At 72.7% G+C, this 25,329-nt stretch carries 24 protein-coding genes; 12 read left to right on the forward strand and 12 right to left on the reverse strand.

The window, feature by feature from the left end:
• Positions 1-18 precede the first annotated feature (18 nt).
• Positions 19-210, reverse strand: a complete 192-nt coding sequence (locus NAG42_RS40155; protein WP_250037708.1) for a CsbD family protein — start codon at positions 208-210, stop codon at positions 19-21.
• A 131-nt stretch (positions 211-341) separates the two neighbouring features.
• On the opposite strand from NAG42_RS40155, the gene NAG42_RS40160 reads away from it, so the two are divergent.
• A complete protein-coding gene (locus NAG42_RS40160; protein ID WP_250037710.1) occupies positions 342-1,073 on the forward strand; it encodes a class I SAM-dependent methyltransferase in 732 nt (243 codons plus the stop codon).
• 106 nt (positions 1,074-1,179) lie between these two features.
• Here NAG42_RS40160 and NAG42_RS40165 read toward each other — a convergent pair whose 3' ends face one another.
• From NAG42_RS40165 to NAG42_RS40175, 3 genes are all read right to left on the reverse strand, one after another.
• Positions 1,180-1,656 (reverse strand): Lrp/AsnC family transcriptional regulator, encoded by a 477-nt coding sequence (locus NAG42_RS40165; RefSeq protein ID WP_250037712.1) that lies wholly within the window; start codon positions 1,654-1,656, stop codon positions 1,180-1,182.
• A gap of 152 nt (positions 1,657-1,808) precedes the next feature.
• Positions 1,809-2,051, reverse strand: a complete 243-nt coding sequence (locus NAG42_RS40170) for a putative signal transducing protein (RefSeq protein ID WP_250037713.1) — start codon at positions 2,049-2,051, stop codon at positions 1,809-1,811.
• Between the two features lie 53 nt (positions 2,052-2,104).
• Positions 2,105-3,247 (reverse strand): acyl-CoA dehydrogenase family protein, encoded by a 1,143-nt coding sequence (locus NAG42_RS40175; protein ID WP_250037715.1) that lies wholly within the window; start codon positions 3,245-3,247, stop codon positions 2,105-2,107.
• A gap of 60 nt (positions 3,248-3,307) precedes the next feature.
• Between NAG42_RS40175 and NAG42_RS40180 the strand changes: the two genes are divergently transcribed.
• Entirely contained in the window at positions 3,308-4,216 is a 909-nt protein-coding gene (locus NAG42_RS40180; RefSeq protein ID WP_250037717.1) for a 5'-3' exonuclease, read from the forward strand.
• Between the two features lie 161 nt (positions 4,217-4,377).
• Here the strand turns inward: NAG42_RS40180 and NAG42_RS40185 are convergent, their stop codons facing one another.
• A complete protein-coding gene (locus NAG42_RS40185) occupies positions 4,378-4,857 on the reverse strand; it encodes a GNAT family N-acetyltransferase (protein ID WP_250037719.1) in 480 nt (159 codons plus the stop codon).
• 36 nt (positions 4,858-4,893) lie between these two features.
• Here NAG42_RS40185 and NAG42_RS40190 point away from each other — a divergent pair, with 36 nt between their 5' ends.
• Positions 4,894-5,379 carry a TetR/AcrR family transcriptional regulator gene (locus NAG42_RS40190; RefSeq protein WP_250037721.1) on the forward strand — a complete coding sequence of 162 codons (486 nt, stop codon included), beginning with the start codon at positions 4,894-4,896 and terminating at the stop codon, positions 5,377-5,379.
• Here the strand turns inward: NAG42_RS40190 and NAG42_RS40195 are convergent.
• Positions 5,369-6,253 carry an SDR family oxidoreductase gene (locus NAG42_RS40195; RefSeq protein ID WP_250037723.1) on the reverse strand — a complete coding sequence of 295 codons (885 nt, stop codon included), beginning with the start codon at positions 6,251-6,253 and terminating at the stop codon, positions 5,369-5,371. The two genes, NAG42_RS40190 and NAG42_RS40195, sit on opposite strands and share 11 nt — an antisense overlap.
• A gap of 85 nt (positions 6,254-6,338) precedes the next feature.
• Here NAG42_RS40195 and NAG42_RS40200 point away from each other — a divergent pair, with 85 nt between their 5' ends.
• Positions 6,339-6,911 (forward strand): TetR/AcrR family transcriptional regulator, encoded by a 573-nt coding sequence (locus NAG42_RS40200; protein WP_250037724.1) that lies wholly within the window; start codon positions 6,339-6,341, stop codon positions 6,909-6,911.
• Here NAG42_RS40200 and NAG42_RS40205 read toward each other — a convergent pair.
• Positions 6,857-8,362 carry an MFS transporter gene (locus NAG42_RS40205; protein WP_438872516.1) on the reverse strand — a complete coding sequence of 502 codons (1,506 nt, stop codon included), beginning with the start codon at positions 8,360-8,362 and terminating at the stop codon, positions 6,857-6,859. The genes NAG42_RS40200 and NAG42_RS40205 overlap by 55 nt on opposite strands.
• On the opposite strand from NAG42_RS40205, the gene NAG42_RS40210 reads away from it, so the two are divergent.
• The 3 genes from NAG42_RS40210 (at position 8,361) to NAG42_RS40220 (ending at position 13,231) form a co-directional block, all read left to right on the forward strand.
• Positions 8,361-9,395 carry a Gfo/Idh/MocA family protein gene (locus tag NAG42_RS40210; RefSeq protein WP_250037725.1) on the forward strand — a complete coding sequence of 345 codons (1,035 nt, stop codon included), beginning with the start codon at positions 8,361-8,363 and terminating at the stop codon, positions 9,393-9,395. The genes NAG42_RS40205 and NAG42_RS40210 overlap by 2 nt on opposite strands.
• A 79-nt stretch (positions 9,396-9,474) precedes the next feature.
• Positions 9,475-12,519, forward strand: a complete 3,045-nt coding sequence (locus NAG42_RS40215) for a putative bifunctional diguanylate cyclase/phosphodiesterase (RefSeq protein WP_250037726.1) — start codon at positions 9,475-9,477, stop codon at positions 12,517-12,519.
• A gap of 52 nt (positions 12,520-12,571) precedes the next feature.
• Positions 12,572-13,231 carry a GNAT family N-acetyltransferase gene (locus tag NAG42_RS40220; RefSeq protein WP_250037727.1) on the forward strand — a complete coding sequence of 220 codons (660 nt, stop codon included), beginning with the start codon at positions 12,572-12,574 and terminating at the stop codon, positions 13,229-13,231.
• A gap of 29 nt (positions 13,232-13,260) precedes the next feature.
• Here NAG42_RS40220 and NAG42_RS40225 read toward each other — a convergent pair whose 3' ends face one another.
• A complete protein-coding gene (locus NAG42_RS40225; RefSeq protein WP_250037728.1) occupies positions 13,261-13,521 on the reverse strand; it encodes a hypothetical protein in 261 nt (86 codons plus the stop codon).
• Positions 13,522-13,608: 87 nt separating this feature from the next.
• Here NAG42_RS40225 and NAG42_RS40230 point away from each other — a divergent pair, with 87 nt between their 5' ends.
• Positions 13,609-14,196 carry a DinB family protein gene (locus NAG42_RS40230; protein WP_250037729.1) on the forward strand — a complete coding sequence of 196 codons (588 nt, stop codon included), beginning with the start codon at positions 13,609-13,611 and terminating at the stop codon, positions 14,194-14,196.
• On the opposite strand, the gene NAG42_RS40235 is transcribed toward NAG42_RS40230, so the two are convergent.
• A complete protein-coding gene (locus NAG42_RS40235; protein ID WP_250037731.1) occupies positions 14,186-14,914 on the reverse strand; it encodes a hypothetical protein in 729 nt (242 codons plus the stop codon). The two genes, NAG42_RS40230 and NAG42_RS40235, sit on opposite strands and share 11 nt — an antisense overlap.
• A gap of 124 nt (positions 14,915-15,038) precedes the next feature.
• Between NAG42_RS40235 and NAG42_RS40240 the strand changes: the two genes are divergently transcribed.
• From NAG42_RS40240 to NAG42_RS40255, 4 genes are all read left to right on the forward strand, one after another.
• On the forward strand, positions 15,039-15,236 hold the full coding sequence (locus tag NAG42_RS40240) for a hypothetical protein (RefSeq protein ID WP_250037732.1): 198 nt from the start codon (positions 15,039-15,041) through the stop codon (positions 15,234-15,236).
• A gap of 34 nt (positions 15,237-15,270) precedes the next feature.
• Positions 15,271-15,996 (forward strand): AfsR/SARP family transcriptional regulator, encoded by a 726-nt coding sequence (locus NAG42_RS40245; protein ID WP_250037734.1) that lies wholly within the window; start codon positions 15,271-15,273, stop codon positions 15,994-15,996.
• Between the two features lie 70 nt (positions 15,997-16,066).
• Complete coding sequence (locus NAG42_RS40250; RefSeq protein WP_250037735.1) at positions 16,067-16,774, forward strand: AfsR/SARP family transcriptional regulator; 708 nt, start codon at positions 16,067-16,069, stop codon at positions 16,772-16,774.
• Positions 16,775-16,901: 127 nt separating this feature from the next.
• Entirely contained in the window at positions 16,902-19,652 is a 2,751-nt protein-coding gene (locus tag NAG42_RS40255; RefSeq protein ID WP_250037737.1) for an AAA family ATPase, read from the forward strand.
• A 1-nt stretch (position 19,653) separates the two neighbouring features.
• Here the strand turns inward: NAG42_RS40255 and NAG42_RS40260 are convergent, their stop codons facing one another.
• Genes NAG42_RS40260 through NAG42_RS40270 form a run of 3 tightly spaced genes read right to left on the reverse strand, consistent with a single transcriptional unit; the run spans position 19,654 to position 25,328 of the window.
• Complete coding sequence (locus NAG42_RS40260) at positions 19,654-20,898, reverse strand: hypothetical protein (RefSeq protein WP_250037738.1); 1,245 nt, start codon at positions 20,896-20,898, stop codon at positions 19,654-19,656.
• Complete coding sequence (locus NAG42_RS40265) at positions 20,895-21,731, reverse strand: tetratricopeptide repeat protein (protein ID WP_250037740.1); 837 nt, start codon at positions 21,729-21,731, stop codon at positions 20,895-20,897. The genes NAG42_RS40260 and NAG42_RS40265 overlap by 4 nt, the downstream gene beginning before the upstream one ends.
• Before the next feature lie 21 nt (positions 21,732-21,752).
• Positions 21,753-25,328 (reverse strand): eCIS core domain-containing protein, encoded by a 3,576-nt coding sequence (locus NAG42_RS40270; RefSeq protein ID WP_250037741.1) that lies wholly within the window; start codon positions 25,326-25,328, stop codon positions 21,753-21,755.
• Position 25,329 lies beyond the last annotated feature (1 nt).

Consider the following 25,329-nt stretch of genomic DNA (forward strand, 5'->3'; position numbering starts at 1 on the left):
GCCTTTTTTCGTGGTCGATCAGCTGAAGGCGTCGCGGACGTCCTTGCCGGCGTCCTTGACGTGCTCGCCGGCCTTTTTGGCGTGAGCGGCCGTCTCCTGCGCCTGACCCTCGGCGACCAGCCGCTCGTTGTCGGTGGCGCGTCCCACGGCCTGCTTGGCCTTGCCGGCCAGCTCGTCGGTCTCGTTCTTGACCTTGTCCGTGAAGCTCATGGCGCTCAAACCTCCGTGGTGTTGGCTTGCCGCTGATGTGCCCGTTGCCCGCGAGCGCAAAACACCACGCGTAAGGCATCCTAGGAGGCTAGTCTGAATGCTGGGCGGAAGGGAAAGATAAGATCGTGATTGTGGAAGATCGCGCTGCGCACGCCCAGTCGTTCGGTCCGGCCGCCGAGATCTACGAGCGCGGGCGGCCGTCCTATCCGGCCGAGGCCCTCGACTGGCTGCTCCCGGCCGGGCGGCCCCACGTCGTCGATCTCGGGGCGGGCACCGGGAAGCTGACCCGGCAGATCCGCGACCGGGGGCTCGACGTCACCGCGGTCGAGCCGTCGGCGGGCATGCTCGACCAGCTGCGGGTGTCGGTCCCCGACGTGAAGGCCGTGCTGGGCAGCGCCGAGGAGATCCCGCTGCCGGACGGATCGGCCGACGTGGTGCTGGTGGCGCAGGCGTGGCACTGGGTCGACCCGGCGCGCGCGGTGCCCGAGATCGACCGGGTACTCTCCCCCGGCGGGCGGCTCGGTCTGATGTGGAATGTGCGCGACGAGCGCGCCGGCTGGGTACGCCGGCTGGGCGAGATCATCGGCTCGCCGGAGCAGAACCGCGACACCACCGTCGGCGGGCCGTTCGGGCCGGTCGAGACGGCGACGTTCGAGTGGTCCGAGCTGATCGGGCCCGAGCGCCTGATCGACCTGGTCGCCTCCCGCAGCTACGTGATCCTGCTCCAGCCCGACGAGCGGGCCGGGCTGCTCAGCGAGGTCCGCCGCCTGATGGCCACCCACCCCGATCTGGTGGGGCGCACCGAGTTCACGCTCCCCTACGTCACCGAGTGCGCCCGCGCGACGCTCCTCCCAGCCGTCTGATCATTCAACCGCCCGACGGGTTCCGGGCGCTCGGCGCCGCATGCGGTGCGGCCGCTGCGCATCTACCGAGCCACCGGCGGGAGCGCGAACGCGCGGGCGGCGAGCTTCAGGCGTGCGCGTCGGCGGCGGGGGCTGCGGCCGGGGTGATGCGGGGCGGGCGGTTCTCGTACGGGGTGGAGAGAACCACGGTCGTGCGGGTCGTCACGTTGGCGGCGGTGCGGATCTCCTGGAGCAGCCGCTCGAGGTCGGCCGGACTGCCCACCCGGACGAGGAGCATGTAGAAGTCCTCGCCGGCCACCGAGTAGCAGGAGTCGATCTCGGGGAGGTGCGCCAACCGCTCGGGCGCGTCGTCGGGCTGGGACGGGTCGAACGGCCGGATCGCCACGAACGCGGTCAACGGCAGCTCGAGCGCCTCGAACGAGACCTTGGCGCTGTATCCGGAGATCACGCCGCGCTGCTCGAGGCGGCGGACGCGCTGGTGCACGGCCGACACGCTCAGCCCGACCCGCTCGGCGAGGTCGGTGTAGGACAGGCGGCCGTCCGCGGTGAGGGCGCCCACGATCGCCCGGTCGATCTCTTCCACGGGCGTCACCCTACCGAATCGGACGCCCGTCCCCAGCGGACGCGCGACTCAAGATCGACAGCCGGACGAGCCCAGGACTGTCCGGCCGATCACGCGGGGCCGCGGCGTGACCCAGGCGGCGCCGCGCTCCCCCGTGATCGGCCGGACAGGCCTCAGCCCGCGTCGGTCTCGGCGTTTTTCTCGGCCTCAGCCAGCAGGGCGCGTGCGGGCGCCTCGTCCTCGGGGTTGACCTGCACCTGCACGCCGTCGGTGACACTCAGGGCCGGGTCGAGACCGCCGGCGTCGTCGGCCAGCGCGATCGCCCGCAGGCCGTTGCTGCGCAGCAGACCGACGATCAGGTCGGCCTCGATCTGGGAGCCGGCCACGGCGACGGTCACACCCTCAATTTTTTCCATGCGTGCCAGCATCCCGGATGATCACTCGACACGCACGCCTGGCGCGACGCGTGTCACCCCTTGACCAGAGCGCGGCTGATCACCAGGCGCTGGATCTGGTTGGTGCCCTCGACGATCTGCAACACCTTGGCCTCGCGGAACCAGCGCTCGACCGGGTGGTCGCTGACGTAGCCCGAACCGCCCAGCACCTGCACGGCGTCGGTGGTGACCCGCATCGCGGCGTCGGTGGCGAAGAGTTTCGCCTTGGCCGCCTCGGTCGAGAACGGCCGGCCGGCGTCCTTGAGCCGGGCCGCCGACAGCAGCAGGGCCCGCGCCGCCGAGACCTGCGTGGACATGTCGGCCAGCAGGAACCCCACCCCCTGGAAGTCGGCGATCGGCCGGCCGAACTGCTCGCGCTCCCGGGCGTACGCGATCGCGTAGTCCGTCGCGGCCTGGGCCAGCCCCACGGCGCAGGCGGCGATGCCCAGCCGCCCGGCGTCGAGCGCCTCCATGGCGATGCCGAAACCGCCGCCCTCCTCGCCCACCAGCCGGTCGGCGGGCAGGCGGCAGCCGTCGAGCACGATCTGCGACGGCGCCGACGAGCGCAGCCCCATCACCCGCTCCGCCTTCTGCGGTTCGAGACCGGGGGTGCCCGCCTCGGCCAGCAGGCACGAGATGCCGCGGGCGCCCGCCACCCCCGTACGGCAGAAAAGGTTGTAGAAATCGGCGTCGCGCCCATGCGTGATCCAGGCTTTGGTGCCCGTGACGACCCACGTGTCACCGTCGCGGGTGGCCTTCGTGGTGAGCGCCGCCGCGTCACTGCCACCCTGCGGCTCGGACAGGCAATAGGCCCCGAGCAGCTCGCCGCCCAGCATGTCGGGCAGCATCTTGCGCTGGCCCTCGCTGCCGTGGGCATGGACCGGATAGCAGGCCAGGGTGTGCACGCTGACCGCCTCGGCGATGGCCAGCCATGATCCGGCCAGTGTCTCGAGCACCTGCAGATAGACCTCGTAGGGCTGGCCGGCGCCACCCACCTCCTCGGGATAAGGCAGGCCGAGCAGTCCGGAGCGGCCCAGCGTGCGGATCACCTCACGGGGGAACACGCCGCGGTCCTCGTAGTCGTGCGCCTTTCCGGCCAGCTCGCGGTCGCAGAGCTCACGGGTCAGGTCGAGCAGGTCGTGGGCCTCATCGGTGGGGAGGATGCGATCTACCGTCACAGGGGTCAGCTTAACGGTCGTTAGGGCAGCGGCGCGACAAGCGGGCACTATGGTGGCACGGTGACCGCACCACTGTTGGCCGTCGACGCACCCAGCCTCTACTTCCGTGCCTTCCACGGCATCCCGGAGAAAGCCGGTCAGACCAGCGCCGGCGAACCGGTGAACGCGATCCGCGGCTTCCTCGACATGCTCGCGCAGCTGATCCGCACCCGGCACCCCGATCGGCTGGTCTGCGCGCTCGACGCCAGCTGGCGGCCGGCCTGGCGGGTCGAGCTGGTGCCGTCGTACAAGAAGCACCGGGTCGCCCACGGCGACGTCGAGGTCGTCCCGCCCGCCCTCGAGAAGCAGATCCCGGTCCTGCTCGAGGTGCTGACAGCGGTGGGCATCCCGGCCTTCGGCGTCGACGGTTACGAGGCCGACGACGTGCTGGGCACGCTGGCGGCCACCCAGCCGGCGCCGGTCGAGGTGGTCTCGGGCGATCGCGACCTGTTCCAGCTGGTCGACGACGAGCGGGGCACCCGTCTGCTCTACTGCGGCCGCGGCGTGGCCAAGCTCGAGGACGCCGACAACGCCCTGGTCGAGGCCAAGTACGGGGTGCCCGCCAAGTGGTACGCCGATTTCGCGGCCATGCGCGGCGACGCCAGCGACGGCCTGCCCGGGGTGGCCGGCGTCGGCGAGAAGACGGCGGCCCGGCTGGTCATGCGCTACGGCGGTGTCGAGCAGATCCTGGCCGCCCTGGACGACCCGGACGCGGGTTTCGCACCGGGCCTGCGCACCAAGCTCGACGACGCCCGCGACTACCTGGCCCGGGCCCTGCCGGTCTGCAAGGTCGCGCTCGACGTCGAGCTGCCCGCCTTCGACCCGGCGCTACCTCGCTCCCCCGAGGACCCGGACGCCCTGCTGGCCCTGGCCGACCGCTGGAACCTCGCGTCCTCGGCCAAGCGCCTGATCGACGCACTGGCCGGCTAAGGCCTGTCCTGTCGATCACGTGGGAGTGAGGCGAGGTCCAGGTGGTGGCTGGCGGCGGCCGCAGAGCGGTCGCATACCGGGGTTGTATGTGGCCGTTCTGCGGACGTCGTCAGGCGCCACCTGGACCACGCCGCAGCCCCGCGTGATCGACAAGACAGGCCTTAGAGCGTCAGCGTCCAGGTCTCGCCACTGACCTCGCCCGCGCCGAAGCCGTCGTGCGACTCGGTGCGGTCGAGCGCGAATCCGCGCGCGACATAGATCCGGCGCGCGGATTTCTGCTGGTCGGTCGTCCAGAGACGCATCCGGGCGTAGCCGCTCGCGCGGGCGAAGCCGACGCACGCGTCGACCAGGGCACCGCCGACGCCGTGCCCCCGTGCGTCCGGGTGCACGAGCAGAACTCGCAGGACCGCTGTCCCGTCACCGCCGTCGACACAGAGGACACAGCCGGCCCGGCGGCCGTCGAGCTCGGCGATCCAGGCGGCCTCGCGAGCCGGGTCGTGCCCGGCCGCATAGTCGGCCACGATCCGCGCCACGAGACCCTCGAACGACGTGCCCCACCCGCACTCGGCCGCGTAGAGCTCACCGTGCGCCATGACCACCCAGCCGAGATCCCCCGGCCGGCCCAGTTCGCGAATCACCACGCGTACTCCTATGTCCGCCGGACCGGCCTCTCGGAGATGTCACTGCGGCCCATCGCGGCGGCGATCGGCTCCAGTCCGCGGGTGCTGCTCTTCCTCTTCGGCAGCAAGGACGGGCTGATCCGGGCCCTTCTCGCCCGGGCCCGGGCCGACGAGCTGACCGCGGTCGACGGCCGCCTCTTCGCCGGGGCCGACGCGGCCGGCCTGGCGGTCTGGGAATGGCTGGCCGACCCGGGCAACGCGCCCCTGCTCCGGCTGTGGGTCGAGGCCTACGCCCGGTCACAGGGAGCCGGCGGCTCGCCGGAGGCCGCCGGCGGGCCGTGGGACGGGTTCGCCGCCGAGACCGTGGCCGACTGGCTCGACGTCCTGGCGAAAGCTCAGCCGCCGGAGGAGCGTGACTCCCCCGGCGGCCTGGCTCACCGCACGGCCGTGCTCGCCGTCCTGCGCGGTGCCCTGCTCGATGTGCTGGCCACCGGCGAGACCGAGCGGGTCACCGCCGCCGTCCGCCGGCTGCTCAACCCTTGACGATGTTCTCCAGGTCCTCCAGCAGACGGGGGTGGGTGGGCTTCCAGCCGAGGGCGTCGCGGGTGTGGGCGCTGGACGAGGGCTGGTCGGTGGCGAAGATCGCACCGAGCGGGCCGAACGCCTCCTCCGGCACCGGCTCGACCGGCAGGCCCAGGCGGCGCCCGATGACCGCGGCGATGTCGCGCACCGCGTCGCCCTCGTCGTCCACGGCGTGCCAGGCGCTGCCGGCCGGTGCCTGCTCCAGGGCCAGCCGGAAGAGCACGGCCGCGTCGAGCGCGTGCACGGCCGGCCAGCGCTGGCTGCCGTCGCCCGGGTAACCGGACACCCCGGTGCGCCGCGCGATGCCGGTCAGCAGCCCGGCGAATCCGCCGTCGCCCCGGTTGTGGACCGTGCGCGGCAGACGGACGGCCGAGCTGCGGACCCCGCGCGCGGCCAGGCCGAGGGCGCCCATGACGGCGACGCCGCGGCCGCCGACCGGGCCGTCGGTCGGCAGCGGGTCGGCCTCGGTGGAGGCCCGGCCCGGCACCCACGGCGTTCCCGACACCGTGACGAACGGGCGGTCACTGCCGGTCAGCGCCTCGCCCAGGGTGGCGATCGCCGCGCTCTCCTCGGCGACCGACCGGGCGAGCGCCTCGGCAGTGCTGAAGTCGTTGCCGAAGGCCAGGTGGATCACGCCGTCGGCCCGGCCGGCCCCGGCTCGCAGGACGTCCAGGTCGGCCAGACCGCCGCGCAACGGCTCGGCCCCCGCCGCCTCGACGGCCCGGGCGGACGCGTCGGACCGGGCCAGCGCGAGGACGGTGTGGCCGTGGCCGAGCAGTTCGGGGAGGACGGCGGAACCGATCAGGCCGGTGCCGCCGGTGATGAAGACGTGCATGGAAACTCCCGGAGGGTGATGGGACTCTTGTCCCGTCACGCTACCACGATGATGGGACAAGAGTCCCATCACCTATGATGGGGGAATGGCTCGATGGGAACCAGGGGCGCGCGAGCGGCTCGTCGTGGCCGCGGTCGACCTGTTCGCCGAGCAGGGCTACGACAACACGACGGTCGCGCAGATCGCCGAGCGGGCCGGCGTCACGAAAAGCACCTTCTTCCGGCACTTCCCCGACAAGCGTGAGCTGCTGGTCGCCGGGCAGGAGACGCTGCGGCAACTGCTGGCCGAGGGCATCGCCGAGGCGCCCGCCGAGGCCGGCCCGCTCGCGGCGGTGGCCGCCGGCCTGGTCCGGGCCTCGAGCGCGATGGGACCGGTCAACCGCGAGCTCGCCCCGCGCATCAAGGCCGCGGTCGCCGCCAGCACCGAGCTGCAGGAGCGCGACGCCCTCAAGAGCGTCAGCCTGGCCGAGGCCATGACCGAGGCCCTGCGCGCCCGCGGCGTGCCCGGCCCGGCCGCCGCCCTCGCGGCCGAGCTGGGCGTCCTGGCCTTCAAGCGCGGCTTCGCCGAGTGGTCGGGCCAGGACACCCGGGACGAGCTGGCCGGCTACACCTTGGACGCGCTCGACGAGCTGCGGGCCGCGGCCGCGTCGCTCGACTGACCACTGGCGGTCAGCACGTCGGCCAGGGCCGCCACGAGGGCGACCACCACGAAGCTGACCGTCAGCCACAGCGCACCGCGGAAGGCCGGGCCCCAGTCGCCCTGCCCGGCGGCCAGCCGGCTGAAGAAGAACGACCCGACCGCGGCGATCCCCATCGCCGTGCCGATGCGCTGACCGGTCTGCAGCACCGCCCCCGCGCTGCCGGCCCGGGCCACCGGCACCTCGGCCAGCGTGAGCGTCTGGTTGGGGCTGATCACCAGGCCGCTGCCCGCACCGGCCAGCAGCAGCGGCAGAGCGGCCGCCCAGCCGCCGCCCGAGCCCGGCACCACCTTGAGCATGATGTCGGTGAGCGCCAGCCCCACGATGACCGCCACCAGGCCGGCCCCCACCATGTGCCGGCCGAACCGCTGGACGTAGCGGCCGCCCACCGCCGCCGCGACCGCCGAGCCCACCGCGAACGGGGTGATCGCCAGGCCGGCCTCGAGGGCGCTGTAGCCGAGCCCGCTCTGCAGATACAGCGTGTAGATGAAGAAGATCGTGGTGAACCCGGCGAAGTACAGCAGCCCGATGAGCGCGCCCAACGCGTACGACCGCACCTGGAACAGACTCAGCTCGATCAGCGCCGTCCGGTTCCGCCCGTAATACCGTTCCCAGGCCACGAAACCGGCCAGGATCAGCGCGCCGGCCACCGCCAGCAGCCACTTGCCGTTGCCCGTCCACTCACGCTCCTGGACCAGCGGCAGCAGCACCAGCACGACGCCGAGACCCAGCAGCCCCACGCCGACCGGGTCGAGGCTCTCGCGCCGCCGGTCGGCGGTCATCGCCGGGATCCAGCGGTAGCCCAGCCAGACCGCGGCGATGCCGATCGGGATGTTGAGGTAGAAGATCCAGCGCCAGCCCTCGGCCGGGCCGATCGTCGCGATCAGCACGCCGCCCAGCAACGGCCCGACCGCCGTGGAGACGCCGATCGTCGCGCCGAGCAGGCCGAAGGGCTTTCCGCGCTCCTTGGGCTCGAACATCTGCTGGATCAGGCCGGACACCTGCGGATTGACGATGCCGGCGGCGGCTCCCTGCACGAGCCGGGCGATCACCAGCCACAGCGCCGACTGGGCCAGACCGGCGGCCGCGCTGGCCACCGTGAACAGGATCAGCCCGGCGATGAAGACGTTGCGCCGGCCACGGGCGTCGCCGAAGCGGCCGGCCGGCACCAGCAGCAGCCCGAAGGTGAGCGCGTAGCCGGAGAGCACCCACTGCAGCTCGGCCGAGCTGAGCTGGAGCTGGTCGCGGATGGAGGGCAGCGCCACGTTGACGATGCTCACATCGAGCAGGGTCATGAAGCCCGCCACCAGGGCGACTGTGAGCGCTTTCCAGCGCGTCGACTGATCCGTTGTCACCGCTGGACCGTTCCCCGGTCGATACTTGACTAACCTGCGTTCTACTGTGTGCCGCATGACGTCGTTCGCGGTGGTGGGGTCCGGGTGGCGGGCCGAGATGTTCTGGCGGCTGGCAGCGGGTCTGCCCGACGTCGAGTGCCTGGGTGCGGTCGTGCGGACGCCCCGGGAGTTGCCGGTCCCGGTGTTCACGTCGCTGGACGACGTGCGGCCCGATTTCCTGGTCACCGCCGTGCCCTGGGCGGCCAACCCGGACGTGATCGCCGAGGCGGTCGAGCGCGGCATCCCGGTGCTGGCCGAGACCCCACCGGCGCCGGACGCGGACGGGCTGGCCGAGCTGTGGAGGCGTACCGGCAGCAGTGGCCTCGTGCAGGTGGCTGAGCAATACCTGCTGGTCCCCGCGCATGCCGCCCGCCTGGCCGCCGTGCGGGCCGGGGTGATCGGCGAGCCGAGCCAGGTGCAGGTCTCGTCGACCCACATGTACCACGCGATCTCGATGATCCGCGGCTTCCTCGGTGCCGGCCGGGGCCCGGTGACCGTGCGGGCCTCGCGCACCACGGCGCCACTGGTCGACCCGCTGACCCGGGCCGGCTGGACCGACGACCCCGAGCCCAAGCCGGCCACCACCACGATCGCCACCATCGACTTCGGCGACGGGCACTCCGGGCTCTACGACTTCACCGACAACCAGTGGCACAACCAGCTGAGATTCCGTCGGATCGTGGTGCGCGGGTCGCACGGCGAGCTGCGCGACGACGAGGTCGTCCGGCTGGCCGAGCCCCGCACGATCCTGCGCACCCCGCTGGTCCGGCGGCAGACGGGTTACGACCTCGATCTCGACGACTTCGACACGGACACGATCTCGCTCGGTGACCGCGTGCTGTTCCGCAATCCGTTCCCCGGCCGGCGCTGGAACGACGAGGAGATCGCAATCGCCACACTGCTGCGCAAGATGGCCGAGTGGGTACGCGGCGACGGCCCGCCACCGTATCCTCTGGCCGACGGTGCGCACGATCACCTCATCGCGCTGGCCGTCGAGGAATCCGCCGATACGGACCAAAAGGTGACAGTCTCCGCTCCCCCGTGGCGGTAGATCGACATTTGGCTCAGACCCGGGCATCGCCGCCCGATCAAAACACGGGACGGCTGGTGACGGAGGCGGAGGAGGGCCGATGACGACGCGAGCAGCTCGCGCCGCTTTCGGCGCGTGGATCGTGGTGCTCACCGCGTTCTACTACGCCTTCCCGGACGCGCACCTGTTCACCTGGGCCCTGCTCGGGTTCTCCAGCGCCGTGGCCATCCTGGTCGGCGTCCGGCTCAACCAGCCGGCCCGCAAGCTGCCCTGGTATCTGATCTCGGCCGCCCTGGCCTGTTTCGTCACCGGCGACTCGCTCTACAACCTGATCCTCTGGCGTGGCCACGAGCCGGGCTTCCCCGGTCCGGTCGATCTGTTCTACCTGCTGGTCTATCCGCTGCTGACCGGCGGCTTCCTGATCTTCATCCGCAGCCGCGGCGGCGCCAGCAACCGCGCCGCGCTGCTCGACGCCCTGGTGCCCACCGTCGGCCTCGGCCTGCTGGCCTGGGTGTACTGGATCGCGCCGTTCACCCGCTCGCACGACCTGAGCCTGCTGGAGAAGCTGGTCTCGATCGGCTACCCGCTGGGCGACGTGCTGGCACTGGCCATGACGCTGCGCATGCTGACCATGCCCGGCAAACGGCCCCGGTCGCTCACCATCATCGTCATCGCCATCGCCGGCCTGCTGGTCAGCGACATCTTCTACGGCCAGAGCCAGCTCAACAGCGCCTGGTCGCTCGGCGGGCCGGTCGACCTGGGCTGGGTGCTGTTCTATGCCGTGATGGGCTGGAGTGCGCTCACGCCGTCGATGCGCGACCTGACCGAGAAGGCTCCGCAGCACCTCGGGGCCGACCTCGGCACCAGCCGCATCGTCTGGATGGCCACGGCCGCCCTGATCGCCCCGGCCATCCTCTGGATCGAGTGGCTCAACGGCCACGAGGTCGAGGAGATGCGCGGCGGGGTCGTCGACGCCCCGATCATCGCCGCCGCCGCGGCCCTGATGTTCCTGCTCGTGCTGGCCCGGGTCAACGGTCTGGCCGAGGCTCAGCGCCGGGCCCGGGCCCGGGAGCGGGCGCTGCACACGGCCGCGGCCGACCTGTTCGCCGCGACGACCGTGGAGGACGCGGCGTCCGCCGTGCGCGACGGCATCACCACGATGATGCCGGCCGACGCGGCGTTCCGGTTCACCCTCTCCTGCGACGCCGGTGTGCCCCACGAGCCCGGTCTGCGGCTGCTGACCGCGGCCGAGCTGCCGGCCCAGCTGCCGGCCGGCGAGTTCCAGCACTTCCTGTACGCGACCCTGCCGCTGCCCGGTGACGGCCGGGTCGGCGCCGGGCTGCTCGCCGGCCCCGGCCCGCTGCTGCGCGAGCTGATGCCCTCGGTGGAGGCGTTCGTCGGCCAGATCGAGGTCGTCCTGCAGCGCATCGGGCTGTCCCGCGAGGTCAGCCGGCGCGACAGCGAGGCCTATTTCCGGACACTCATCCAGAACGCGTCCGACGTCATCCTCATCGTCGGCAACGACGACCGGATCACCTACGCCAGCCCGTCGGCCGACACCGTGCTGGGCCACCCCGACCTGGCCGGGGCGCCGATCGAGTCGCTGATCGCGCTCAGCCACCACGCCGCCCTGCAGGACGCGCTGACGGCCATCCGGAGCGGGCGCGACCAGGCCGAGGCGACCGACCTGGTCGTGGTGTGCGCCGACGGGCGGCTGCTGCAGGTCGAGTGCACCGGCCGTGACCTGCGCGAGGATCCGACCGTACGCGGTCTGGTCCTGACCGCTCGGGACGTGACCGACCGCCGGCGACTGGAGGAGGACCTGTCCCACCTGGCGTTCCACGACGGCCTGACCGGGCTGGCCAACCGCGTGCTGTTCCGCAACCGCCTCGAGCAGGCGTTCGCGGTGGCCGGCCGCGACGACGCCACGATCGCCGTGCTCTTCGTCGACCTTGACGACTTCAAGGACGTCAACGACACCCTCGGGCACGCCGTCGGCGACCAGCTGCTGGTCAGCGTCGGTGAGCGGATCGCCGAGATCATCGGCCTGGCCGACACCGCGGCGCGGATGGGCGGCGACGAGTTCGCCATCCTGATCGAGCAGAGTGACGACGCGACGCGCGCCGAGGAGCTGGCCGAGCTTCTGGTACGAGCCCTGGCCCGCCCGGTCGAGGTCTCGGACGGCATCGGCGGCACCCACATCGTCAGCGGCGCGGCCAGCGTCGGCGTGGCCACCAACCGCGACGCCGAGTCGGCCACCGAGCTGCTGCGCCACGCCGACCTGGCCCTCTATCAGGCCAAGGGCGACGACAAAGGCACCTGGCAGCGCTACCGCGGCGAGTTGCACACCGCCATGGTGCAGCGGCTGGAGACCCGGACCGCCCTGCACGAGGCCATCGACGGCGAGCAGTTCGCCGTCATGTACCAGCCGATCGTCGACCTCGCCACGGCCGAGACGGTCGGCGTGGAGGCCCTGGTCCGCTGGCAGCACCCGGTCCGCGGCCTGCTCGGCCCCTACCACTTCATCGAGGTGGCCGAGGAGAGCGGCGCGATCGTGGAGATCGGCCGGTGGGTCCTGCGCGCGGCGCTGACCGAGTTCACCCGCCTGCGCGAGAGCGCCTCCCTCAAGTACGTCAGCGTCAACGTCTCGGCCCGTCAGTTCCGGACGCCGGGCTTCGTCGACCAGGTCCGGGACGCCCTGGCCGACAGCGGCGCGCAGCCGGAGTGGCTGCTGCTGGAGATCACCGAGAGCCTGCTGCTGCGCGACGCCGACCAGGTCTGGCAGGACCTGGGCGAGCTGCGGGCGCTGGGGGTCCGGATCGCGATCGACGACTTCGGCACCGGGTATTCGTCGCTGAGCTACCTGCGGCAGATGCCGGTCGACGTGCTCAAGGTCGACAAGTCCTTCATCGACGACATCCTCGGCAGCGAGCAGCAGCGCGCCCTGGTCGACGCGATCGTCACCCTGGCCCGCAACTTCGACCTGGCCGTGGTGGCCGAGGGCATCGAGGACGAGGGGCAGCGGGCCGAGCTGGTCGCGATGGGGTGCCCGTACGGCCAGGGCTACCTGTTCTCCAAGCCGGTGTGGCCGCAGGAGATCACCGCCCGGCCGCAGCGGCCCGGGGTCATGTCGCCTGCCGCCTGAATTTCGGTTCATTCACTGGCAATCCCGGCCAGTAGGCGGCAGGGTCGAGGGCGTGCTGGAGAATCCCGTATGGGCCGCGCTCTCAGGGCCGCAGGCCTGCTTCGCCGAGGCGTCCGGTGACGCCGCCCGTTATCTGTCCGACGTCGGGCCCTGGTGTGCCGTGGCCGACCCCACCGACCCGGCCGCGTGGGCCGACCTGGCCACGCTGACCGATTACGCCCTGCTGACGGCGCCCGCGATCGACCCGCCGGCCGGGTGGGAGCCGGTGGCCGTGACGCCGGGCGTGCAGATGGTCGGCCACACCATGACCGGGGTGCGCGACGAGTCCACGGTGCGCCTCACCGAGACCGACGTGCCCGAGATGCTGGATCTCATGTCCCGGGCGAAGCTCGGCCCGTTCGGCAAGCGGACCATCGAACTCGGCCACTACCTGGGCCTGCGGCACGAGGGACGGCTGGTCGCCATGGCCGGCGAGCGGCTCCGGCTGCCCGGCTGGACCGAGGTGAGCGGCGTCTGCACCGACCCCGAGTTCCGCGGGCAGGGCTTCGCCGCGCGCCTCACCATGGCCGTGGCGGCCGGCCTCCTCGAGCACGGCGATCTGCCGTTCCTACACGTCAACGCCGACAACACGACGGCCATCCGGCTCTACGAACGGCTCGGCTTCCAGGTCGGTCACGAGGTGGTGTTCGCCGCCTACCGCCACGTCGGCTGACTGTCCTCGCCTGGCGCCACGTCGGCCGGCTATTCGCCGAGCGCGCCGTCCGGGTCGGGCTTGGCGTGGCCGGTGTCGGCCCAGCGGTCCTGCAGGTCGCCGATCCGCTGAAGCACGTCGGCCAGCTCACCGCGCACCCGGGCCAGCCGGTTCTGGTCGTCGGCGGGCAGGCCGCCGCCGTGGTCGTGCGAGGTGAGGGTGCTCTCGGACTCCTCGAGCTCCTCGCGCCGCTCGTGCAGCCGGTTGAGCTGCGACTCGTACTCTGCCTGGGTGATCGGTTCGGGTTGCATGAGGGTCCCTTTCCCCCACGCCGTCGCGGGCGAACCTCGGCGCGACCCAGCCCACAGTTGTCGTACCCGGATGGCAAGCTCGGCCCCATGGTGACCTTCGAACCCAAGGCCGATCTGGTCGGATATCTGCAGCAGGCGCGCGAGGCGCTGCTGTGGAAACTCGACGGACTGTCCGATTACGACATCCGGCGGCCGCTGGTGCCCACCGGCACCAATCTGCTCGGCCTGGTGAAACACCTCGCCGGCGTGGAGGCGGGCTATTTCGGCGACACGTTCGGGCGGCCGTTCGGCGAGCCGATGCCGTGGATGGCCGGCGACGCCGAGCCCAACGCCGACATGTGGGCCACCGAGTCCGAGACCCGCGAGCAGATCGTCGAGCTCTATCGCCGGGTCTGGGCCCACGGTGACAAGACGATCGCCGATCTGCCGCTCGACGCGCCCGGGCGGGTGCCGTGGTGGGCGCCGGAGCGAGCCGAGGTGACGCTGCACCGCATCCTGGTCCACGTGACCGCCGAGACCCACCGGCACGCGGGTCACGCCGACATCGTGCGCGAGCTCATCGACTTCTCGGTCGGCGTGCGTGCCTCACACAGCAACCTGCCGCCGGTCGACGGCGAGTGGTGGGGCGCCTATCGCGAGCGGCTCGAGCAGGTCGCCCGGCGCTTCAGCGAGTGATCCGGCGTGCGCGGGGCGGCAGCCGTACGCCGGAGAGCGTGCGCAGCGCGGCCGGGCCCCGCCGGCGCGCGGCCCGCACGGCCGCCGACTTCGGGCGACCGTGATAGGCGAGCAGGTCGATCGTGTCGTGGGTGCGGGCCGGGTCGGGCTCGCCGGCCGCGGGCCGGGCGTATGCGGCCGCGTCCTCCACGTCGTACGCCGGCTCCTCGCCCGGCTCGGGCACGGGCTCCGGCTGGGGCGCGGGCTCGGCGGGGCGGAAGAGCGGGAAGCGATCGGCCATGGCGACGGCCCGGTCGGGGCCGGCGAACACGAGCGCCGCGGCCAGATTCGCCACCGCGAAGGGCAGGCCGAGCAGCAGCCAGCCGGGCGACGACGCGATCGAGCCGGCCGCCAGCACGGCCGCGGCCACTGCGACGCCGAGGGCCGCGCCGGTGCTCACCCGCCGGATCGAGTAGGAGCCGAAACCCGAGATCCGGGCCACCGCGGCCGCGCAGGCCATCGCCAGCACAAGCGCGATGAGCCACGACACGGTCAACGGCCACAGCCGCTGCCAGGTGCCGTCCTCGTCACCGAAGAGGAACACCAGGAACGGCACGCCGATCACGGCCACCGCGAGCAGCAGCACAGCGTCGACAGTGAGCACGATGGCCGCCGCCGCGATGGCGTCGACGCGATAGCCCCGCGCGGACTGCCCCGCCTCCAAGTCGACCATCGACACGCCGCCTCCTCAGGGGATCCTGACGGCAGAACTTAACGTATCGACGGCGGCGGTGTCTCCTCGGCGCCGGTTGCCCGGTGGGTGAGCAACGCCCCGGTGACGACCCGCGACCAGCATGACCGGCATGGCCGACGACCTTCAACGGCGCGGCGTCTGTGTCGTCACGGTCCGGTGCACGGCGGGCGCTCCCCCGAGGATCACCGTGTCGGTGCGCCTCGACGTGGACGACCCGGGCAGCGAGACCCGCCGGGAGGCCGGCACCAACCGGCAGATCGTCGCGCAGGTGAGTGAGTTCCTCCGCAAGCTCGGCGTCCCCGAGTGACGGCACGGTGACGGGGCGCGCTTACCTTTCGGCCATGCTGTGCCTCCCCGGTCTCGCCGCCGACGACTCACCGCCCGGCCTCTGCCTCTTCGGAGAGCCGTGCGTGGTCGCCGAGGGCCGGCGCCGGCCTCTGCCGGACGGCGCCCGCCGGCTGGTCGCGTTCACGGCGCTGCACGGCGGCCGGGTCGAGCGGCGGCACGCCGCCGGGGTGCTCTGGCCGGTCGGCGACGACCTGCGCGCGGCCGGCAACCTGCGGTCGGCGCTGTGGCGGCTGCGGGCCTCGGGCGTCGACGTGCTCGACGCCGGCAAGCGGCTGATCCGGATCCGCGACGGAGTCGTGACCGACCTGGACCTGGCGGCACAGTGGACGGCCCAGGTGACCGCGGGTGTCGCCATGCCGCCGGGCACCGACGAGGCGTACTGGCGGCATTGCCGGGGTGGGCTGCTGCCCGGCTGGACCGAGTACTGGGTCGGCCCGCATCGCGAACGGCTGCGCCAGCGGGTGCTGCACGCGATGGAGTCGCTGACCCGGCGGGTGCTGGCCGACGGAGATCCGAGCCGGGCGACGGCGCTAGCCCGCCAGGTGTGTGCGGTGGAGCCGCTGCGCGAGAGCACGCACCGGATTCTGGCCGATGCCCTGCGCGGCTGCGGCCGGCCGGCCGAGGCCCGCGCCGCGGACGCCGCTTTCCGGTCGGCCACCGCGAGGCGATTCGGGCCGGGTGCGGGGGCGGCCGTCCGCGCCGCCCTGACCGAGACGTAGGGAGAACCCCGAAGCGGTACGCCCGGGGGCCGGAAATGCTGAGGACCTGACCAACCACGGGGAGGCTTCGATGGAAATCCTTCTTCGGGTGCTGGACGGGCCCCGGCTGCTCGTCGGCCGGGAGCCGGCCCCGCTTCCCGAGAGCAGCCTGCGCATCCTCGTGTTCCTCGTGTTCCGGCGCCGCCCGGTGCCGCGCCGCCTGGTCGCGTCGTTGCTCTGGCCGGACAGCGACGAGAGCCGGGCCGGGGGCAACGTGCGCTCGGCGATCTGGCGGCTGCGCGCGGCCGGGGTGCCGATCGACGATCGGGCCGGCACCGGCCTCTGCGTCCGCGCCGGTCCCGCCCTCGCCCTCGACCTCGACGAGGTGACCGGCTGGGCCGGCCGGGTCACGACCGGGCCGGGCGACCGGGCCGATCTGTGCGTGCCGGCCGGCGTGGACGCCGCGCTCGACCTGCTGCCGGCCTGGTACGACGACTGGGTCGTCTTCGAGCGCGAACGGGTGCGGGCCCGCGTGCTGCACGCGCTCGAGCAGGTCAGCGAGCGGCTCTCGGCATCCGGGCGGCACGCCGAGGCGGTCGACGCGGCGATCGCCGCCGTCTGTGCCGAGCCGTTGCGCGAGAGCGCCCAGCGCGCCCTGATCCTGGCCCATCTGGCTGAGGGGAACCAGGTCGAGGCATACCGCTCGTTCCGGGCCTACCACAAGCTGCTCGAGGCGGAGCTCGGCGTGGCGCCGTCGCCGCGGTTGCGGGCGCTGGCCCCGGCCTCGATGAACGGTTGAGCGCGGCTGTCGGCGAAGCAGGTCCCGACGGCCCCGCGGCGTCCGGAAGCCGACACAGGCCGGGGGCGGCCCGGCGCAGGGCGCAGAATGAGGCCGGAGCCGCCGAAGGCTCATGCCGGGAGCCACGATGACTGGGCCGACGAGCGTACGGCTGGGCGAGCCGGTCGGGCGCGTCCACGAGTGCCGTCTGCTCGACGCGGCCGTCGACGGTCTCGACCGCCGGGGCACCGCGCTGCTGCTGTGGGGCGACCCGGGCGTCGGCAAGACAACGCTGCTCGATCATGTGGCGCGCCGGGCCGGGACGCGCGTGCTCCGCGCCCGCGGCGTGGAGTCCGAGGCGGTCCTGCCCTACGCGACGCTGGCCGACCTGCTGATCCCGCTGCGCGCCCACTTCGGGGCTCTCCCAGCGGTTCGGCGCGACGCGCTCGAGGGCGCGCTGGCCTTGTCCGACAAAGAAGCCTTCCCGTACGCGGTCTGCACAGCCGCCCTGGCCGTGCTGGCCGCCGCCGGCGAGACCGCCCCGCTGATCCTCCTCGTCGACGACCTGCACTGGGTGGACCAGCCGTCGCGGCAGGTGCTGCTGTTCGTCGCCCGGCGGCTGGACTCCGAACGACTCCTGCTGATCATGGCCGGCCGGGACGACACCGAGCTCCGCGGACGCTGTGACGTGCCGGCTCTGCATCTGGCCGGACTCACCCGGCCCGACTGCCTGCGGCTGCTGCGCGCGCACGACCTGCGACCCGTGCCCGGGGTGCTGGACGACCTGGTCGAGCGGACCGGCGGCAACCCGCTCGCTCTGCTGGAGTGGGTGGCGGCCACGGAGCCGGACCGGACCGCCGGGGACCCCGCCGGCGCCGGGTCGCTGTCGCTCGGCCGCCGGCTCGAGAGCGGCTGGCTGGCCCAGGTCGAACAACTGCCCGGACCGGCCCGGGCCGCGCTCACCGTGCTCGCTTCGAGCGGCTCCTCGGCGATCTCGCTGCTCGCCCCCGCGCTGGCCGGGCGCGGGCTCACCCTCGGCGACCTCGCGCCCGCCGAGGCGGCGGAGATCCTCATCGCGCAGGGCGACCGGTACGAGTTCCGGCACCCGCTGTTGCGCTCGGCGGTGCTCCGGAGCTCGTCGCTGGCCGATCGCCGGGCCGCCTATGACGCGCTGGCCGCCGTCACCTCGGGCCCGGCCCGGACGTGGTACCGGGCATCGGCCGCGGCCGGACCGGATGCGGCCGTCGCCGCCGAGCTCGCCGACGCCGCCCGGGAAGCCCGCCGCCGCAGCGGCTACGACAGTGCGGCGCTCGCCTGCCACCGGGCCGCACAGTTGTCCCCGCACCCGGCTGAGCGGGCCGGGCTGCTGCGCGACGCCGCCGCCGACTCGTTCCGGGCCGGCGCGTCGGCCCGCGCGGCCGCGTGGTGCGACGAGGCGCTGGCCGCCGCGGGCGACCCCCTGCTGCGGGCCGACATCGAGCTGCTCCGGGGCCGGATCCACACCTGGCTCGGACACACCACCGCGGCCCGCGACGGCCTGGTGGCGGCCGCGGGCGCCGTCCGCGACCTCGACCCCGCCCGGGCCGGTGCGCTGTTGAGCGAGGCCACCCTGCCGGCCGGGATGGACGGCCGGGTGCCCGAGCAGTTGCGGCTCGGCGCCGAAGCGGTCGCCCTGTCCCCCACGCCCCGCAACGTCGTGCTCAACAGCCTCAGCCTGATGATCGACGGCCAGGTCGAGGTGGCCCACCGAGGCCTCGAATCGGCCGCCGGCTTTCTCGGGCCGGCCGACCCGGTCGGTGAGCAGCACCTGCTCGCTCTGGTCGGCCAGAGCCTCCTGCTCGGCGAGCGGGAGACCGCCGGCCAGATGCTCCTCAACCAGGTCATCGAGGCGGCCCGGATCCACGCGGCCCCGGTCGTGCTGCCGATCGCGCTGGCCTTTCGCAGTGACGCCGAATACTGGTCCGGGCGGTGGGCCGAGAGTCAGGCCGACGCAACCGAATCGCTGCACTGGGCCGAGGAGCTGGGATACACCAGCGCCCTCGGCTTCATCATGGCGTTGCTGGGGCGCCTCGACGCGCAGCGGGGCGAGACCAGCCGGTGCGCGGCCCGCATCTCGCGCGGGCGGCGCGAGGCCGGGCCCTATCGGATCGGCAGCCTCGAGGGGTATTACACCGACGCGCTCGGACTGGCCGCACTCGCCTCTGGCGACTACGAGGATGCCGTGACCCAGCTGGACCGGACGTTCCGGATCAGCCGGCGGGGCGGGCTCGGCAATCCGCGGGTCATCCCGTTCGCCGCCGATCTGGTCGAGTCCCACGTCCGCGCCGGCCGTCCCGAGCGGGCCGCCGAGCCGCTCCGGTGGCTGGCCGGGGTAGCCGATCGGACCGGGCTGACCTGGCCGGCGGCGGCGCTGGCGCGCTGCCGCGGGCTTCTGGCCACCACGTGCGCCGAGGCCGAGACGCACTTCGCCGAGGCCGAGCAACTGCACAAGCAGCGGGAGCATCCGTACGAGGCGGCCCGCACCCTGCTGTGCCGGGGCGAGGCCTTGCGGCGCTTCCGCCGACCGGCGGCGGCCCGGATCCCGCTGACCGCCGCGCACGCCTGCTTCGAGTCGCTCGGCGCGGTGCCGTGGGCCCGGCGGGCGGCGGCCGAGCTCGCGGCGGCGGGCCGGCGCACCCCGCCCAGCGCCGGACCCCCCGTGCTCGACCTGTTGTCCCCGCAGGAGGTGCAGGTGGCCCGGGCCATCGCCGGCGGGATGAACAACGCCGAAGCGGCGGGCGTCCTGTTCATCTCGCGCAAGACGGTCGAGGCTCACCTGACCCGGGTCTATCGCAAACTCGGTGTCCGGTCCCGGACGGACCTCACCCGGGCGCTGGTCCTGGCCGGCCTGGTCCGGTGAGTCACGGCGCCCGGTAGCCCCCGGACTCGTCGCTGTAGGGGCGTCGCGGTTTCCGTGCGCGGGGCTTGGGCACCGGATCGGGGTCCGGCTCGGGGGCTCGGGGCGGGCGGGGACCGCGCCCGCGCCGGACCGGCCGGCTGTCATCGTCGTCGGTGTCGACGTTCACCTGGATGTCGATGTCGACGTCATCGTCGTCGTCGTCCTCATCGCGGTCGCCGGCGCGGCGGGAACGCGGATGGCCGGGCCCGTCGTCCTCCGGAGGCCGGTCGTCACCGTCGTGGTCGTCGTCGTCGGCGCAGTACCGCAGGTACTTCGCGACCACCTCGGCCGCCGCATCTTCCTCGAGCCGCCGGCACGCCGCACGCCACGACTTGCGATAGCAGTCCTCGACGGCGGCCCGGCGCACCAGCACGCTGATCCGGTGATGCCCGTCGATCATCGTGGTCAGGCAACCGCACAGGCAGTCCATGTAGTCGTTGACTGTGCCGAAGCCGAGCCAGATCGTCTTCAGGTGGCGGCGGGCCACGATCGCGGCCGCGTAGAGGTCGACCGGATCCCCGCCCGCGCCCAGGTCCTGGGTGATCTGGTCGATCTCGGCCAGCAGGTCCTCGACACGCTGGGGAAGCGGGACGACCTCGTCCTCCGGCGGATTCTCGCCCTCCTCGCCCTCGGCGACGGTGGGCGCGGCGGCCGTTCCGAGGCTGACCACGGCCGGCGCGGCCGGGGAGGACGGGGCCGGATCCGGGGTGGGCGCCGGATCCGGGGTGGCTCCCGGCTCCGCGATCAACCGGTGGAAGCAGGCCGCGGCCTCCGCGGTCCGGCGCTCGAGCGCGGCGCGGCGGCCCAGTTCGGCGATCTCCTGCGCGTCATCGTCGTCGTCCTCGTCGTCGCAGCAGCAGCCCCGTCCCGAGCCGCACCGATCGAGCCGTTCGACGACATGGGCGAACGCCCGGTCCAGCCGGGTCATGTCGTCGTCGTCGAGCTGACAGCGGATCTTCTCGATCAGGTCGCCCAGGTCCTTGCCGGCCTTGACGGCCTTCGGCCGCGCGGCCCGGCGCGCCTCGACGTATCGGGCCCGGGCCCCGGCGTAGGCCGCCCGGGCGTCGGTGATCGCCTTGGCCTGCTTCTCGTTGTACGCCGCCTGGGCCGCGATGCCCAGGACCCGGCACGCGTTCTGGTCGAGCACCCGGGGATCGCAGCGCCGGCGGCGTCGGGATCCGGATTCGGCAGCGGCCGGGTTCGTCATGACGTCCTCCCTGGATGGCTAACCGCATCCTGCTGCTCGCCTGTCACCGCACCGTCACCCGCGATCCGCTCGAGCAGCGCGACCGCCTCGGCCGCGTTGTCGCCGTCCTCGGCGACCAGCCGGCGCAGGGCGTCGCGGGCCTGCTCGGTCGCCCCGGCCAGCAGGTGCAGCAGGGCCAGGTGGAACCGCGCGGCCGGATCGTCCGGGGCCAGGTCGAGGGCGGTGAGCAGGGCCTCCCCGGCCGTCCCGTGGTCCTGGCGGATCAGCGAGATCACCCCCAGCTGGGTCCAGGCCCGGGCCGACCGGGGTGACCGCTCGGTGGCCTCGTGCAACACGCGCGCGGCCTCGAGAGTGCGGTCCTGGGCGGCCAGCGCCGTGGCCAGCGCGATGCGCAGACCGGCGTCCCCGGGGTGGGCCGCCACCGCCGAGGACCACGCCTGCTCGGCGTCGGCCGGGCGGCCGAGGGCCAGCTGGGCGCGGCCGAGGGCATCCCACGCGAAGTGGTTGGCCGGGTCCAGCCGTACGGCGGTGGCCAGCGCCGACAAGCCGGCCCCGACCTCGCCCAGGGCCAGCCGTGACATGCCCAGATGCGCCCAGGGCGCACTGCGGTCCGGTTCCAGCCCGATGGCGGTCTCGCTGTGCCCGGCGCCCTCGCGGTGCCGGCCGGTCGCGGAGAGGACGTAGCCGAGGTTGGCGTGCGCGGTGGCGTTGCCCGGATCGGTGGCCACCGCCTCGCGGAACAGCCGCTCGGCCGCGGCCGGGTCACCCCGGCCCAGGGCGAGCGCGCCCTGGTTGACGAGGTGACGGGCCGGCGAGTCCACGGTCGGATTCATGGGTTCCCCGCTCTCAGGGGTTCAGCCGACGAGCTGCTTCATGAGCCCGCCGAGCAGGTCGGACGCGTTGATCTGGGGATAGGTCCACTGGATCTGATCGAAGGACAGAGCGAACGGCTTCCCCGACTCGTAGTGCAGCGGGAAGGCGAGCCCGAAGCGCAGGTTCGACCCGTACTCGAAGGCGGCGAGCTTCCAGGTGCGGTGATAGAGCTCGATCTCGGTGAGCCACAGGTCGGCGGTGACGTCCACGAACGCGTCGACCCCGAAGCGGAACTTGGGCTCCACGAAGATCTCGCCGCGCGCGTCGAGCACGATGCCAGTGGCCGGCGTCCAGTTCAGCGCCGCCGCGGCCGACGCCTCCCCGGCCAGGCCCACCTCGCCGTGGACCGAGACCCCGGCGGTCGCGCTGACCACCGGGATGCCCACCCCCAGCCCGCCATCGACCTGCAGCCGCAGCCCGGCGTGGGCGGGCACCGCGAAGGTGCCGGTGCCCTTGACGGTGGTCTGGTCGGGCTTGTCCGGGCTGTAGGTGACCTCGAGGGCCACGTTGCGCAGCTGCCCCGGCCCGAAGCCGGCCGAGATGCTCAGCCCGCCCTTGATGGTGGCGAAGATACCGATCCGCTGCCCCGCCACGGCGACACCGACGATCGGCAGGTCGATCCCCACGGACATGACGGTTCGCTCGACCTTGCGCTCGTCGAACACGGTGAACTGCGACGGCATGGCCACCTTGCCGGTGACCTCGATCTGCCCCTTGGGTGAGAGCTTGAGCCCCACGGTCCCCTGCAACCAGGGCGTGACGGCCAGGGTCACGACCCCTTCCCCGTACGAGATGAGCGCCCCGTCCCGGGCCGGCGGCCCGGTCGGCAACCCGGCCTGGTCGAGGGTCCGGTTGGTGACCCCCAGTTTCACGGTCCCCTTGGCCAGCCCCCGCTCATAGGCCAGGTCCGCCTCAGCCAGGAACGCCCCGTCGGCATAGGTCCCGCCCACGGTCCCGCTGAGCCCAGGAACATCAGGCTCCGCCGTGATGCCTCCGGCCAGCGACCACCCTCCAACCGGCGACTGCGCCACAGTGGCGCTGACCTTGCCGCCCTTGATCCCGGGAATGCCCTTCCCCAGAAGGATCTCCCCGGTGATGGCCATGCCTTTCTCTTTGTCATAGACCAGCCCGAGGGTGCCCTTGTCGACTCCCTTGAGGTCGGTCTCGAATTCGCCCGTGGCGCTGATCGCGTCCTCACCGAGCTTGAGGTCGGCCGTCGCCCGCTTGATGCCCGGGATCTTGCCCGCCCCCACACCGATCCGGCCCTCCAGGGACCAGCCGTCCCTGCTGTACGAGCCGCGGATCTCGGCCGGCTTGAAGACTTCGCTGTCGAAGTCGAGGCCGACCAGGACGCCGAAGTCTCCGCTCTTCTCCTTGCGCCCGCTGATGAAGCCCTTGGCGAGCTTCGACACCTCGAAGTCCACCTGCCCGTCCACGCCGATGCCGCCGGTCGTGGCCGCGATGGCCAGCGAGCCGCCGGTCACCTGGAAAGGCCCGGGCAGCTTGAGCTCACCGGCCGAGACGACTGCCTCGACGCCGACATCCGCGCCGTCGATCAGCACCGCCATCTCGACGTTCTCCAGCAGCGGGATGGTCGGCTTGGGAATTCGTGCCCGTCCCACCATCCCGCTTTCGAAGTCGAAATCGGCCTGAAGCGAGTCGACGGGGCTCAGGGCGTCGTGGTGGAGTTGGACCGGCATGCGGGACTTGTCGAACGAGCGCAAACCTCCGGTGTCCAGGAGACCGCCGTATTCGATTCCCGAAATGCCGATGATCGGGAACGAGTCCGTTACCGGCCCCAGTCCCCTCTTGGCGCTCGGGAAGAACAAGATGCTTAGCTTTCCGACTTCGGTACCGGGAATCGCCGGCGCGTCGCCGGCCGTGTACGTCCCGCCGAGCACCTGAAACGCGCCGCGCAGGAAGAGATGCTCCGGACGAGGAATAGTGCCGCCTTCCTCGTCGACCGACTGACTGCCGTCCTTTCCACCGCCGCGCCGGGTCGCGATGGTGAGACGCCCCTTGGCACCGGTGATCTTCTCCCGGCTGGTCTTGTTCATCGCGATCAGGGCGTCCAAAGCGTTCGGACCACCGGCCTCGGCCCTGGTCCAGAAGTCCTTCGACGTCAACTTCTGGTCCCAGACCGAACTGCTCGACTCGGTCCGCGGATTGGGGCCTGCCTTGGCGGTCCCGAATGTCACGGCGCCGTTCTTACGGAGTGCCTTGAGATCGGGCACCGCGGGCAGGACAGTCGCGGCCGCGGCGAGAAACTTCTTGAGGTCACCGGCGATCGCGTTCTTGATGACCGTGCCGGACGCGGCGTTGGTACTTCTGTCGAGCAACTGCAGGTTCTCGATCTTGTCGGTGCCGTTGAGCTGCTCCTCCTGCCGGTGGTCGATCTGGTACTGGCGCAGCGGGTATTCCGGGACCTTGGCGTACGGCAGGACGGCCAGCGCGTTGGCGATGTCGGCGGCGGTGCCATAGGTCAAGACCGTCTTGGTCCGCTCGAAGTACCAGGGCGGCTCCGATTTCTGTTTGGTCTTCGCCGCGCGATCAGGCACCAGAGCGGCCAGCTCTTCGCTGATCTTGCCAACCCACTCCCGGCGGTGCTCGTCCCCCTTCGCCTCGGGCGGGGTCCACACCAGTGGGCGCTTGCCGGTGTGGTCGTCGACCTTGAAGTCCGGCACATATACTTCGTTGATCTTGATCTTGGGCTCGTCGGGCGTCGTGACGTCGATGGATCCGCCCGGACCTCGGTATTTCTTGGCCACCGCGGGCGCGAGATCCGCGGGTATCTGCGCTGACGTCTTCGATGTCGAGGACGCCGGAGCTTCCGCCCGTCTCACCACGGCGCGGCCCAGGGTCGGCTGGTGCTGGGATACGTGGGCCAGTTCGTGGGCCAGCAGGCGCTTCCCGTCCGGGGAGGACGGGTCGTAGGAACCGCTGCGGAAGTAGATGTCGGTGCCGAGGGTGAAGGCCAGGGCGTTCAAATTCCGGGCGGCCTGGTCGGCGGCGTTGTCGTCGTGGATGCGGATGTCACCGAGCGGGCGCCGGAACGCGGTCTCGAAGTCGAGGCGGACCGGCTCGGGCAACGGGGCGCCCTGACCTCGGGTGCTCATCAGGTATTCCTGCGCCTGATCGGTCACCACCGGCTCGCCGGCCGCGGGCTCGGGGGCCGGCTCCGGCTCCGGCTCCGGTTCGGGTGGTGTCACGGCCTGACGTCTCACCTCGTCGACCGGGCCGGGGACGCCGATCGGCGTGGCCGAGTCGGGCACAACGCCGACGGCCGGGGCGGCATCCGGCCGTACGGGAACGGCCGGCTCCGCCGACGGCAGGCGCTCGCCCAGCCGGCGCATCACCCGATCGGCGGTCGCGTCCGCCGCCTGCTCGGCGGGAGCACCGGCCGCACCGACCACCGCCTTGGCCCGCACCACCGCCCCGCCCAGCCCGCCACCCGGGGCGGCGGGCGCGGCGGACGTGCCGTCCGGCTTCTCCAGCTGTGGGGCGGGGCGGCTGTCGGGCTTGCGCTCGCCGTCGGGGGCGGCCGGCTCGCTGCCCACC

The sequence above is a fragment of the Paractinoplanes maris genome, from assembly GCF_023544465.1.
GTDB lineage: Bacteria > Actinomycetota > Actinomycetes > Mycobacteriales > Micromonosporaceae > Actinoplanes > Actinoplanes maris.

Excerpts from the sequence above, each read along its gene's own strand:
- NAG42_RS40170 (WP_250037713.1), bottom strand. The coding sequence starts at position 2,051 with ATGGAAAAAATTGAGGGTGTGACCGTCGCCGTGGCCGGCTCCCAGATC.
- NAG42_RS40205 (WP_438872516.1), bottom strand. The coding sequence starts at position 8,362 with ATGCGGCACACAGTAGAACGCAGGTTAGTCAAGTATCGACCGGGGAAC.
- NAG42_RS40155 (WP_250037708.1), bottom strand. The coding sequence starts at position 210 with ATGAGCTTCACGGACAAGGTCAAGAACGAGACCGACGAGCTGGCCGGC.
- NAG42_RS40245 (WP_250037734.1), top strand. The coding sequence starts at position 15,271 with ATGCTGTGCCTCCCCGGTCTCGCCGCCGACGACTCACCGCCCGGCCTC.
- NAG42_RS40210 (WP_250037725.1), top strand. The coding sequence starts at position 8,361 with ATGACGTCGTTCGCGGTGGTGGGGTCCGGGTGGCGGGCCGAGATGTTC.
- NAG42_RS40215 (WP_250037726.1), top strand. The coding sequence starts at position 9,475 with ATGACGACGCGAGCAGCTCGCGCCGCTTTCGGCGCGTGGATCGTGGTG.
- NAG42_RS40250 (WP_250037735.1), top strand. The coding sequence starts at position 16,067 with ATGGAAATCCTTCTTCGGGTGCTGGACGGGCCCCGGCTGCTCGTCGGC.
- NAG42_RS40225 (WP_250037728.1), bottom strand. The coding sequence starts at position 13,521 with ATGCAACCCGAACCGATCACCCAGGCAGAGTACGAGTCGCAGCTCAAC.
- NAG42_RS40230 (WP_250037729.1), top strand. The coding sequence starts at position 13,609 with ATGGTGACCTTCGAACCCAAGGCCGATCTGGTCGGATATCTGCAGCAG.
- NAG42_RS40200 (WP_250037724.1), top strand. The coding sequence starts at position 6,339 with ATGGCTCGATGGGAACCAGGGGCGCGCGAGCGGCTCGTCGTGGCCGCG.
- NAG42_RS40265 (WP_250037740.1), bottom strand. The coding sequence starts at position 21,731 with ATGAATCCGACCGTGGACTCGCCGGCCCGTCACCTCGTCAACCAGGGC.
- NAG42_RS40240 (WP_250037732.1), top strand. The coding sequence starts at position 15,039 with ATGGCCGACGACCTTCAACGGCGCGGCGTCTGTGTCGTCACGGTCCGG.
- NAG42_RS40195 (WP_250037723.1), bottom strand. The coding sequence starts at position 6,253 with ATGCACGTCTTCATCACCGGCGGCACCGGCCTGATCGGTTCCGCCGTC.
- NAG42_RS40190 (WP_250037721.1), top strand. The coding sequence starts at position 4,894 with ATGTCACTGCGGCCCATCGCGGCGGCGATCGGCTCCAGTCCGCGGGTG.
- NAG42_RS40255 (WP_250037737.1), top strand. The coding sequence starts at position 16,902 with ATGACTGGGCCGACGAGCGTACGGCTGGGCGAGCCGGTCGGGCGCGTC.
- NAG42_RS40260 (WP_250037738.1), bottom strand. The coding sequence starts at position 20,898 with ATGACGAACCCGGCCGCTGCCGAATCCGGATCCCGACGCCGCCGGCGC.